The 11,657-nt window shown below is 69.4% G+C and carries 11 protein-coding genes; 4 read left to right on the forward strand and 7 right to left on the reverse strand.

All coding sequences use genetic code 11. From position 1 onward, the window contains the following. Positions 1 to 50: 50 nt before the first annotated feature. A complete protein-coding gene (locus DIE08_RS17770; protein ID WP_124902773.1) occupies positions 51 to 443 on the reverse strand; it encodes a zinc ribbon domain-containing protein in 393 nt (130 codons plus the stop codon). A gap of 10 nt (positions 444 to 453) precedes the next feature. Further along, positions 454 to 2,568, reverse strand: coding sequence for a heavy metal translocating P-type ATPase (locus tag DIE08_RS17775; protein WP_260436539.1), 2,115 nt, complete (start codon positions 2,566 to 2,568; stop codon positions 454 to 456). 99 nt (positions 2,569 to 2,667) lie between these two features. Between DIE08_RS17775 and DIE08_RS36240 the strand changes: the two genes are divergently transcribed. From DIE08_RS36240 to DIE08_RS17785, 3 genes are all read left to right on the forward strand, one after another. Next, a complete protein-coding gene (locus tag DIE08_RS36240) occupies positions 2,668 to 3,081 on the forward strand; it encodes a hypothetical protein (RefSeq protein ID WP_260436540.1) in 414 nt (137 codons plus the stop codon). A gap of 51 nt (positions 3,082 to 3,132) precedes the next feature. After that, positions 3,133 to 3,564 (forward strand): Cd(II)/Pb(II)-responsive transcriptional regulator, encoded by a 432-nt coding sequence (gene cadR, locus DIE08_RS17780; protein ID WP_059602032.1) that lies wholly within the window; start codon positions 3,133 to 3,135, stop codon positions 3,562 to 3,564. 68 nt (positions 3,565 to 3,632) lie between these two features. Continuing rightward, a complete protein-coding gene (locus tag DIE08_RS17785) occupies positions 3,633 to 4,205 on the forward strand; it encodes a PadR family transcriptional regulator (RefSeq protein ID WP_124627929.1) in 573 nt (190 codons plus the stop codon). Positions 4,206 to 4,230: 25 nt separating this feature from the next. Here DIE08_RS17785 and DIE08_RS17790 read toward each other — a convergent pair whose 3' ends face one another. From DIE08_RS17790 to DIE08_RS17805, 4 genes are all read right to left on the reverse strand, one after another. Continuing rightward, positions 4,231 to 5,661 carry an FAD-binding oxidoreductase gene (locus DIE08_RS17790; RefSeq protein WP_124902777.1) on the reverse strand — a complete coding sequence of 477 codons (1,431 nt, stop codon included), beginning with the start codon at positions 5,659 to 5,661 and terminating at the stop codon, positions 4,231 to 4,233. A gap of 12 nt (positions 5,662 to 5,673) precedes the next feature. Further along, complete coding sequence (locus DIE08_RS17795) at positions 5,674 to 6,462, reverse strand: ABC transporter substrate-binding protein (RefSeq protein ID WP_124627925.1); 789 nt, start codon at positions 6,460 to 6,462, stop codon at positions 5,674 to 5,676. A gap of 115 nt (positions 6,463 to 6,577) precedes the next feature. Continuing rightward, positions 6,578 to 7,732, reverse strand: a complete 1,155-nt coding sequence (locus tag DIE08_RS17800) for a pyridoxal phosphate-dependent aminotransferase (RefSeq protein ID WP_124902779.1) — start codon at positions 7,730 to 7,732, stop codon at positions 6,578 to 6,580. Positions 7,733 to 7,999: 267 nt separating this feature from the next. Next, positions 8,000 to 8,668 (reverse strand): TetR/AcrR family transcriptional regulator, encoded by a 669-nt coding sequence (locus DIE08_RS17805; protein WP_124902781.1) that lies wholly within the window; start codon positions 8,666 to 8,668, stop codon positions 8,000 to 8,002. Positions 8,669 to 8,741: 73 nt separating this feature from the next. Between DIE08_RS17805 and DIE08_RS17810 the strand changes: the two genes are divergently transcribed. Further along, positions 8,742 to 10,394, forward strand: coding sequence for an acyl-CoA dehydrogenase family protein (locus DIE08_RS17810; protein ID WP_124902783.1), 1,653 nt, complete (start codon positions 8,742 to 8,744; stop codon positions 10,392 to 10,394). Positions 10,395 to 10,513: 119 nt separating this feature from the next. Here the strand turns inward: DIE08_RS17810 and DIE08_RS17815 are convergent, their stop codons facing one another. Further along, positions 10,514 to 11,653, reverse strand: coding sequence for a branched-chain amino acid ABC transporter substrate-binding protein (locus DIE08_RS17815; protein ID WP_124902785.1), 1,140 nt, complete (start codon positions 11,651 to 11,653; stop codon positions 10,514 to 10,516). Positions 11,654 to 11,657: the final 4 nt, after the last annotated feature.

Genomic DNA, 11,657 nt, shown 5'->3' on the forward strand with positions numbered 1-11,657 from the left:
AAGCGCGCCGGCCGGCGTTCAGACGCCGCCGGCGCGGATGGCCGACAAACTTACGCAGCCTGTGTCCCGCACCCGGGACAGAACCGGGCGTCGGCCGCCAGCGCGGAATGGCAGCGGCTGCAGGACTTGCCGCGTTGCGCGGCACCGCACTGCGCGCAGAAACGCGCATCCGACGCATTGAGGGCGCCGCAGCCCGCGCACGCGAGCCGGCGCAGCGGCACGTTACCGCCCGGGCCGTCCCGCGCGTCGGTCGACGGCTGCCCGCCCCAGCCGTAGCCGTCGCGGCCGCGCGCATCGTGGCCGCTGTGACCGTGGCGTTGCTGCCCGCCGTGATGCCCGCCGCCACCGTGGCCGCCACCGTGGCCGCCGCCCTGCCCGCTGCCGTGGCCACCTCCGCCGTGACCACCACCGTGGCCGCGCAGGATCCGTTTCAGAAAGCTCACCGCCCGCTCCTCATCGCTTCGCCGTCGCGCCGTCGAACACGCCCGTCTTCGACAGCAGCCGCAGCCCGTTGCCGACGACGATCAGGCTCGCGCCCGCATCGGCAAACACAGCCATCCACATCGTGCCGAGCCCCGCGACCGTGAGGCCGAGGAACACGATTTTCACGCCGAGCGCGAAGCCGATGTTCTGCACCAGCACGCGGTGCGTCGCGCGCGACAGCCGCACGAACGCGGGGATCTTGCGCAGGTCGTCGTCCATCAGCGCGACGTCGGCCGTCTCGATCGCCGTGTCGGTGCCCATCGCGCCCATTGCGAAGCCGATGTCGGCACGCGCGAGCGCCGGTGCGTCGTTGATGCCGTCGCCGACCATCCCGACCGCGCCCGCACCGCCCGCCGTCAGTTCCTCGACCGCCGCGAGCTTGTCCTCGGGCAACTGGTTGCCGCGTGCATCGTCGATGCCGGCCTGCCGCGCAATCGCCTCCGCGGTGTGCGGGTTGTCGCCGGTCAGCATCGCGGTGCGGATGCCGAGCGCGTGCAGGTCGGCGATCGCCGCGCGGCTGGTGTCCTTGATCGTGTCGGCCACCGCGAAGACGCCGAGCACGCGCGTGTCGTCGACCAGCATCACGACGCTCTTGCCCTGCCGCTCGAGCGCGTCGAGCTTCGCCTCCAGCGCCGGCGAGCAGCGTTCGAGCTCCTCGACGAGCCGGTGGTTGCCGAGCCAGTAGCGCGTACCGTCGATCGTGCCGCGCACACCGCGCCCGACGAGTGCTTCGAAGTCCTCTACATCGGCGAACGCTGCCGTCTGCGTGTCGCGGGCCGCGGCGGCGATCGCCTGCGACACCGGGTGATCGGAGCGCGCCGCGAGGCTCGCGCCGAGGTGACGCACGCGCGCCGCGTCGACGTCCGTCGCATGCAGGTCGAAATCGGTCTGCACGGGCTTGCCGTGCGTGATCGTGCCGGTCTTGTCGAGCGCGAGCCACGCGAGCTTGCGGCCTTCTTCCAGATAGACGCCGCCCTTCACGAGAATCCCGCGCCGCGCCGCGGCTGCGAGCCCCGACACGATCGTCACCGGCGTCGAGATCACCAGCGCGCACGGGCACGCGATCACGAGCAGCACCAACGCGCGGTAGATCCAGTCGTGCCACGCGCCGCCCATGACGAGCGGCGGCACCACCGCGACCAGCAGTGCGACCGCGAACACGATCGGCGTATAGACGCGCGCGAACTGGTCGACGAAGCGCTGCGTCGGTGCCTTCGCGCCCTGCGCTTCCTCGACCGCGTGAATGATCCGCGCGAGCGTCGAGTTGGCGGCAACCGCCGTCACGCGATAGTCGAACGAACCCGCTTCGTTGATCGTGCCCGCGTACACCGCGTCGCCTGCCGTCTTGTCGACCGGCAGGCTCTCGCCGGTGATCGGCGCCTGGTTCACCGTCGAGCGGCCCGCGATGACCTCGCCGTCCAGCCCGATCCGTTCGCCCGGCTTCACGCGCACGATCGCGCCGAGCGCGACCTGCGCGGCCTCGATCGTGCGCCACGTGCCGTCGGCGTCCTGCACGGTCGCGGTGTCCGGCGCGAGCTGCATCAGGCCCTGGATCGCGTTGCGCGCGCGGTCGAGCGACTTCGCCTCGATCAGCTCGGCGATCGTGAACAGCACCATCACCATCGCGGCTTCCGGCCACTGGCCGATCGCCATCGCGCCCGTCACCGCGATGCTCATCAGCGCGTTGATGTTCAGGTTGCCGTTGCGGATCGCGATCCAGCCCTTCTTGTACGTGGTCAGCCCGCATGCGAGCACCGCCGCGAGCGCCAGCACCGCCGACAGCCACGTCGGCAGGCCGGCCCAGCTCACCGCCTCGGATGCGATCGCGGCGACGGCGGCCGCCGCAAGCGGCCACCACGGCTTCGCGGGCGGCGGCGCGACGGATGCTGCCGGTGCGTCGGCCGACGCGGCCTCCGGCGTCATCCCGAGCGTGCGGATCGCGCTTTCGATCGCCGGTTGCGCACCGGGCACGTGTTCGACGGTCAGCATCCGCTGCATCAGGTTGAATTCGAGCGCGGACACCTGCTCCATTCCGCCGAGCTTCTTGCGAATCAGGGTTTCCTCGGTCGGGCAGTCCATCTGCATGATGCGGAACGCCGAGCGGACGTGACCCGACGCGGTCGCCCGCGCGACCGGCAGCGGCGCGAGCGATAGCGCGGCCGGCGCGCAGCATGCGCCGGCCGCGTGGTCGTGGTCGTGGTCGTGGTCGTGGTCGTGGTCGTGGTCGTGGTCGTGGTCGTGGTCGTGGTCGTGACCGGCATGATCGTGCGCCGCGTGGTCGTGCGAGCACGCCGCTCCATGCTCATGCCCGTCGCCGTGCGCGTGGCCGGCATGGGTGTCGTGATCGTGCCCCGTGCCGTGCGCGGATGGGCGATCGTGGTCATGATCGTGACCGCATGGATGCGGCTGCGCGCGGTGCGCCGCCGCGTCGCCATGCGCGTGCTCGCCGGCCGCCGGCGCCGCGTCGGCAGTGGTCGCCGCCTGCGTGTTGCGCGCATCGGCGCAGCACGCATCGGCGCCGCCTGCATGACGGTGTCGTGGGTCGGGGGTACGCTGGGCGTCGGTCATGACAACCTCCTCTATGGCTTGACGGTGTAGAGTTAACACCCTGAAGCCACTACAAGGTCAACCCTTACAACGGAGAAAGCCATGAAGATCGGCGAACTGGCCAAGGCGGCCCGCTGCACGCCCGAGACGATCCGCTTCTACGAGAAGGAAGGGCTGATGCCGGACGCCGAGCGCACCGATGCGAACTACCGCAACTACACCGACGTGCACGTCGAGCGGCTGCGCTTCATTCGCAACTGCCGCGCGCTCGACATGGCGCACGACGAAATCCGTGCGCTGCTGCAGCTCACCGACACGCCGGCCGACCCGTGCGATTCGGTCAACGCGCTGCTCGACGAGCACATCGGCCACGTCGACGCGCGCCTCGCCGAACTGACGCATCTGCGCGACCAGCTCACCGAATTGCGCCGCCAGTGCGTCGGCGAACATTCGGTCGAGGACTGCGGAATCGTCCACGGTCTCACGACGATGGAAACCGTCGCACCAGCTGCGAAGCGCTCACACCTCGGCTGAAACGCTTGTGGAATATGATAGTCTAGACGATACTAGTTATATTCTTACTAGACATAATCGAACTATTCATGGCAACAAGCCGCCCGTCTCCGCTCGCGCTCGCGGTCCTCGCGACGCTCACCGAAACGCCGATGCATCCATACGGAATGCTCCAGCAGTTGAAGGCGCGCGGCTATGACGAAGTCGTCAACGTGCGACAGCGCACGAGCCTCTACCAGACGATCGACCGGCTGCTGCGCGACGGGCTGATCGCGGTGCACGACACCGAGCGCGACGGCGCGTTTCCCGAACGCACGCTGTACACGCTGACCGAAGCCGGGCATACGGCCGGGCAGGCGTGGCTGCATACGCTGCTCGCGGAGCCCGCGCGCGAGTTTCCGGCGTTCGGCGCCGGTCTCGCATTCCTGCCGCTGCTCGACGCCGACGATGCGCGCCAGCAACTCGAGCGCCGCATCGCCGCGCTCGAGGCCGAACGCGAACGTCTCGAGTCGCTGCGCAACGCCGCGCAGAACGACCAGGTGCCGCGCCTGTTCCTGTTGCAGAACGAACATGCGCTCGTGCTGCTCAACGCGGAACTCGACTGGGCGCGCAGCGTCGTCGAACACCTGAGGATCGGCGCGCTGCGCTGGGTCGACGGCTGACGCGCCCACCATCGGCGCGTACCGATCAAAGCACCTTGCCGGGATTGAGCACGCCGGCGGGATCGAGCGCGGCCTTCAGGCGCCGCATCAAGCCGATTTCCGCTTCGCTGCGCGTGTGCGCGAGATAGGCGTGCTTGAGCATCCCGATGCCGTGCTCCGCCGACACCGAGCCGCCCACGTCCCGAACGACTGCGTACACGCAGCGATCGATCGCATCGGCGTCCGCGTCGCGCATGCCGGTGAGCGATACGCCGATATGCACGTTGCCGTCGCCGACGTGGCCGAAGAACAGGCAAACGATGCCGGGCCAGACCGCACGCAACGCCGCCTCGCAGCGCGAGGCGAACAGGCCGAGCTCACCCGTCGGCAGGCTCACGTCGAAGTTCACCAGATGCGGCAGCGCATCGATCGCGAGGCCTTCGCGCAACGTCCACAGGTCGCGCGCCTGCCGCTCGGACGTCGCGAGCGCCGCATCGTCGACGAGCCCCGCGTCGATCGCATCCGCCAGGCCGGTTTCCAGCGCCTGCCGCGCATCGCCGCCCGGCGCGCTCGTCGCGCACTCGATCAGCACCGCGAAGCCGCCGTCGCCTGCGAACGGCGCGACGACGCCGGGCGTGTGGCCCGCGACGTAGTCGTAGAAGGCCGGCCACATCGCTTCGAAACTGACGATCTCGGGCAGTGCGCGCAGGCGGTTCCACAACCCGACGACGGCGTCGTAGCCATGCACGCGGCAGAGCGCGGTGGCCGGCGCGGCGAGCTTCGGATGCAGCCGCAGCACGGCGCGCGTGATGATGCCGAGCGTGCCTTCGCTGCCGATGAACAGCTGCTTCAGGTCGTAGCCCGCGTTGTTCTTCAGCATCCGGTTCATCGACGACACGATGGTGCCGTCGGCGAGCACGGCCTCGAGCCCGAGCACCTGCTCGCGCATCATTCCATAGCGAATCGCGCGCGTGCCGCCCGCGTTGGTCGCGAGCATGCCGCCGATCTGGCACGAACCGCGTGCGCCGAGGTCGACGCCGAACGTGAAGCCCGCCGCGTCCGCGGCCTCCTGCACCGTCTGCAGCGGCGTCCCGGCCCGCACCGTCATCGTGCCCGCCGCCGCGTCGATTGCCTCGACACCCGCGAAACGCTCCATCGACAGCACGATCTCGCCGCCCAGCGCGACCGCGCCGCGGGCGAGCCCGGTGAGACCGCCCTGCGGCACGACCGGCTGCCCGAGCCGCGTGCACAGCGCGAGCGTGCGCGACACGTCGTCGACGCTGCGCGGCCGCACCAGCGCGCGCGGCCGCACACCGGCCGGCTCGTTGTACGCGGTGAAGTAGCGCGGATCGATCTCGGCCGCCCGCGTGACCAGCGAGTCGCCCAGGCCGGCGACGAGCGCCGCCTCGAGCGCGTCGTCCGCCTGCACCGTCACACCGTGGCCGCCGGTCTCTGCGCCCGTATCCAGGCTCTGCATCGTGTGCGTCCGTTATTTGGTGGAGATGTCGATATCGCCGAAGTATTTCTGGCCGAGCGACTTCACCGTGCCGTCCGCCTTCAGCTTGTCGATCGCGGAATCGAGTTTCGCCTTCAGCGCGTCGTCGCCCTTGCGCAGGCCGAACGCGATCCCGCTGCCGAGAATCCGGTCGTCGCGCACCGGCTGGCCGACGAACGCGAAACCGTTGCCGTCCGGGCGCGACAGGAAACCGCGCTGACCGGCCGGCGCGAGCACCAGCGTCGCGTCGAGACGGCCCGCCACGAGATCCGCATACACCTGGTTCTGATCCTGGTACGCGACGATCGACACGCCGGCCGGCTCCCAGTGCGCCTTCGCGTAGGTTTCCTGGATCGATGCCTGCAACACGCCGACGCGCTTGCCCTTCAGCGATTCCGGCGTCGGCAGCAGGCCGCTGCCGGTGCGCGCGATCAGCTGCGTCGGCACGCGGTAGATGATCGTCGTGAAGTCGATCGCCTGGCGCCGCTGCTCGGTCGCGTTCATCGCCGAATTGATCGCGTCGAACTTGCGGCCCTTCAGCGCGGGAATCAGCCCGTCGAACGACGTCTCGACCCACTTGCACGACAGCTTCGCGGTCTGGCAGACGGCGTTGCCGACGTCGATGTCGAAGCCCTGCAGGTCGCCGTTCGGCGCCTTCGACTCGAACGGCGGGTATTGCGCCTCGAGGCCGAAACGCAGCGTCTGCCCGTCGGCGAGCGCCGCGCCGGAACCGAGCGCGCACGCGAGTGCGAACGCGAGCTTGAGTGTGTGTGCATGCTTCATCGTGATCTCCTGGCTTGTCGGCCGGCGCCGTGCGTTCGCACGTGCTCCGGTTCCGTCGGTGGCTTTCCGTGCGACGTACACGTCGCCTGCTTGGGGTGCGGGCCGCGCCCGCGATTTACAGCGACCGCAACCGCCGCGCGCCTTCGATCAGCGTCGCGTCGTCTTTCGAGAAACTGAGCCGGATCACGCCGGCGTCGGTGCCGTCGGTATAGAACGCCGACAGCGGAATCGTCGCGACGCGCGCATCGCGGATCAGGCGCAGCACGAAGTCGCTGTCGCGTTCGTCCGAGAAGTGCCGGAACCGCGCGAGCATGAAGAACGAGCCTTCGCTCGGCAGCAGCTCGAAGCGCGAACCGGCCAGCTCGCGCGCGAGCAGGTCGCGCTTGGCCTGGTAGAACGCCGACAGGCCGAGATAGCTTTCCGGCCGCGCGAGGATCTCCGCGAACGCGACCTGCATCGGCGTATCGGCCGAGAACACCATGAATTGGTGCACCTTGCGGATCTCGTCCATCAGTTCGGCCGGCGCGATGCAATGGCCGACCCGCCAGCCCGTCACGTGGAACGACTTGCCGAACGACGACACGATCACGCTGCGCTCGGCGAGCTCACGGTGACGCGCGACGCTCTGATGTTGCGCGCCGTCGAACACCACGTGCTCGTAGACCTCGTCCGACAGGACCACGATGTCGGTATTGCGCGTGAGCTGCGCGAGCCGTTCGAGATCGTCGGCGGAGAACACCGTCGCGGTCGGGTTGTGCGGCGTGTTGACGATGATCATTCGCGTGCGCGGCGTGATCGCCGCGGCCACTTCGTCCCAGTTCACGCGGAAATGCTCGGGCGACAGCTTGATCGCGACCGGCGTCGCGCCCTGCAACCGCACGATCGGCGCATAGCTGTCGAACGACGGCTCGAAATAGATCACTTCGTCGCCCGGATGCACGAGCGCGCTGATCGCCGCGTAGAGCCCTTCGCTCGCGCTCGCGATCACCGTGATCTCGGTGCCCGGGTCGTAGCGCGTGCCGTACAGCGCCTCCGTCTTCTCCGCGAGGCGTTCGCGCAGCGACACGACGCCGGCCATCGGCGCGTACTGGTTGTGGCCGTCGCGCATCGCGCGCGCGACGCTCTCGACGAGCGCCGGATCGGGCGCGAAGTTCGGCGCGCCCTGCGACAGGTTCAGCGCATCGTGCTGCGCGGCGAGCTGGCCGATCACCGTGAAGATCGTCGTCCCGACGTCCGGCAGTTTCGATCGGGGCGTGGTGGCGCTTCGCATGACTCCTCCTTCAATTGTCCTTCGCGCCGGCCCGCGCGACGCGCGCGGCCCGGTTCGTGACGCATGATTTAGCCCGAGCCAATAAGGGCGGACAATCGAAAGTTCGTCATGGCGGCCATGCATTTTTCTCATGACCGGCCATGCGCAAGGCTCAATGCCAAGACCATGTGCCCGGCAACGCATGCGCATCAGGCATCTCCTCCCTGTGCCTGCCCACACTCGCGGCGGGCTTGCGCTGGCCGCCCGGACGCACGGCCACGCCGCGCATCACGCGCCCGCGGCCGCCAGATAGGCGCCGAGGACGGCCTGCAACTCGCCCCGCAACGCGGCGAAGTCCAGCGCGAGCCCGAGCGTGAGCAGCGCCTGCGACACGCCGCCGTAGCAGACCGCATGCGCCATTCGCGCGATCCCGTCGAGCCTCGCGGCCGGCGGCGGATCGCTGCACTGCGCAAGCGCGTCGCGCCACAGCGCGACATACGCGTCGTAATGGCGGCGGTACGCGGACAGCGGCGACACCTGCCGCTCCAGCGCGAAGAACGCACTCCACGGCGCGGCGTCGGCGGCGATCGCATCGACCTGCAGGTCGACGAGCACGGCCGCGAGCTCGGCGCGCGGCACGCCGCGCAGCCCGTGCGCCGCTTCGCGCAGCCGGTCGGCCAGCGCCAGCACGCGCCGGTGGATGCACAGCGCGGCGAGGCTCTGCTTGTCGCCGAAGTATTCGTAGAAGGTGCCGACGCTCACGCCCGCGACGGCCGCGATCTCGCGGATCGTCGCCTTCGCGTAGCCGCGCTCGAGCAAAAGCTGAACGAAGGCCTGCTGGAGCGCCTCGGACGTGGCCTGCGCGCGCGACTGGCGCGGCCGGCGGCGCAACGCGGGCGCGGGTTGCGCCGCCGGCTGGCCGGGCGGCGCCGGAACCTGAACATGTCGCGGCGGCATATTTGCTACTCTGAAATTCAGCGGAAACGCGTTTGACCGGCAGACCGCGAAGCACGAGACCGGAGACAGCCCGATGACCGAATCGACCCATGCCATCACGAACCAGTTCGACGAACTGGTCGACTATAACCTCTTCGCCACCGACGTCGCGCTGCGCGAGGCACTCGCCCGCGCGGGCGCCGGCTGGGCCGTGCCGCAGCTCGACGCGTACGGCGCGCGGCTCGGCAGCGCCGACACCGCGCGGCTCGCCGACGAAGCAAACCGCCACCCGCCGGAACTGAACGCGTTCGACCGGCGCGGCCGGCGCATCGACTGCGTCGACTTCCATCCGGCGTGGCACACGCTGCTCGGCATGTACCGCAACGAGGGCTTCGTGTCGCTCGCGTTCCGCGATACGCGCCCGGGCCGCTGGGCCGCGACCGCGGCCGGCTTCTACCTGCACGGCCAGATCGAGGCCGGCACGCTGTGCCCGGCGACGATGACGCAGGCCGCGATTCCGGTGCTGCAGAAGGAACCCGCGCTGTGGGACCTGCTGCGCGACAAGCTGTACAGCGACGACTACGATCCGCGCGACGTGCCGGTCGCCGACAAGCGCTCGATCTGGTTCGGCATGGGCATGACCGAGAAACAGGGCGGCTCCGACGTGCGCGCGAACACGACGCTGGCGAGTGCCGTCGGTGCGGGCGGACGCGGCGGCGAATACCGGCTGCGCGGCCACAAGTGGTTCTTCTCCGCGCCGATGTGCGACGCGCACCTGGTCGTCGCGCGCACCGCGGCCGGCGGCCCGTCGTGCTTCTACGTGCCGCGCTGGCGGCCCGACGGGACGAAGAACGCGGTCGAGATCCAGCGGCTGAAGAACAAGGTCGGCAACCGCAGCAACTCGAGCAGCGAGATCGAGTTGAACGACGCGTGGGGCATCATGCTCGGCGACGAAGGCCGCGGCATTCCGACCATCATCGAGATGGCCACGTACACGCGGCTGAGCTGCGTGCTCGGCAGCGCGGCGATGCTGCGCCAGGGCGTCGTGCAGGCGATCGCGTACACGCGCCAGCGCCATGCGTTCGGCCGCGCGCTCGCCGAGCAGCCGCTGATGCGCACCGTGCTCGCCGATCTCGCGCTCGAAAGCGAAGCCGCGCTCGCGCTCGCGATGCGTCTCGCCGACGCGTTCGAGCGCGACGACTCGCCGCGCGAACGCGCGTGGAAGCGGATCGTCACGCCCGCCGCGAAATTCTGGGTCTGCAAGCGCGCGGTCGAGCTGACCGGCGAGGTGATGGAAGTGTTCGGCGGCAACGGCTACGTCGACGACGGCCCGATCGCGCGGCTGTTCCGCGAAGCGCCGGTCAACTCGATCTGGGAAGGCTCCGGCAACGTGATGTGCCTCGACGTGCTGCGCGCGGTATCGCGCGAACCCGACGCGGCCGCGGCGCTCTTCGACGAGCTGACCGACCTCTGCGCGGGCGAGCCCCGCATCCGCGCGGCACTCGATGCGCTGCGCGCGATGCTCGCGGCACCGGCCGATACGCTCGAGGCGTCGGCCCGCGTGTTCGCGCAGCGGCTCGCGCTCGTCGCGCAGGCCTGCCTGCTGCTGCGCGACGCGCCCGCGGCCGTCGCCGACGCGTTCATCGCGACGCGGCTTGCCGCGCCCGACTGGGGCCGCATCGCGGGCGGCTTCGATCCGCACGCGCTCGACGTCGCCGCGCTGCTGCAGCGCGCATACGCGGCCTGACGGGCGCCGAACCGACCGCCGACGCCAAAGAAAAAGCCACCGGACCCGACGGCCCGGTGGCTTCTTCACATGATGCCCGGCACGGCGCCCTTCGACGCCGCCGGCGACTCACGCCATGCTTACTTGCCGCCGATGCTCTTCAGCGGCTTCCACTCGCCCTTCTCGACCTTGTACATCGTGATGCCGCCGTTCTTCAGGTCACCCTTCGCGTCGTACGCGACGTGCGACGACGTGACGCCGGCCATGTCGGTCTTCGCGAGCACCGGCAGGTACTTCGCCGGATCGGTCGAGTCGGCCTTCTTCATCGCGTTGAGCATCGCCATCGCGCCGTCGTACGCGTACGGCGAGTACGTCTGCACGTCTTCGCCGAAGCGCTTCTTGTACTTGTCGGCGTAGCCCTTGCCGCCCGGCATTTCCTCGAGCGGGAGGCCTGCCAGCGATGCGATCGTGCCGTCGGCCGCGTTGCCCGCGATCTTCAGGAACGTCGGCGTCTTCACCATTTCGCCGCTCATCAGCGGTGCGGTGATGCCGAGCGTCTTCATCTGCTTGACCATCGGCGCTGCCTGCGAATCCGCGCCGCCGTAGTAGACGAGGTCCGGCTTCGCCGCCTTCAGCTTCGTCAGGATCGCCTTGAAGTCGACCGCCTTGTCGTTCGTGAATTCACGGTCGACGATCGTCGCGCCGCCGGCCTTCGCGGCCTTCTCGAACTGGTCGGCGAGACCCTGGCCGTAGGCCGTGCGGTCGTCGACGATCGCGATCTTCTTCATGCCGAGATCCTTCGCCGCGAAGGTGCCCGCCACCGAGCCCTGCTGCGTGTCGGACGTCATCATGCGGAAGGTCGTCTTGTAACCCTGCTGCGTGTATTCCGGCGCCGTCGCCATCGCGATTTCCGGAATGCCGGCGTTTGCGTAGATACGCGAAGCGGGAATCGTCGTGCCCGAGTTGAAGTGGCCGAGCATGCCCTTGATGCCGTCGTCGACGAGCTTCTGCGCAACCGTCGTGCCGGTGCGCGGGTCAGCCTGGTCGTCCTGCGTCTCGAGCACGAACTTCACCGCCTTGCCGCCGATCTTCGGGTTCGTCGCGTTGAAGTCTTCCAGCGCGAGCGCGATCCCGTTCTGCATATCCTTGCCGTAGTGCGCCTGGGCGCCCGTCATCGGCCCTGCGTAACCGATCTTCACGTCGTCCGCATGGGCCGTCCCCGCAAGCGACATGACGGCGACGAACGTCGCGCCTGCCAGCTTTTTCATCGTGTGTTGCATAGCA

It is taken from the genome of Burkholderia sp. Bp9004, from assembly GCF_003858025.1.
GTDB lineage: Bacteria > Pseudomonadota > Gammaproteobacteria > Burkholderiales > Burkholderiaceae > Burkholderia > Burkholderia diffusa.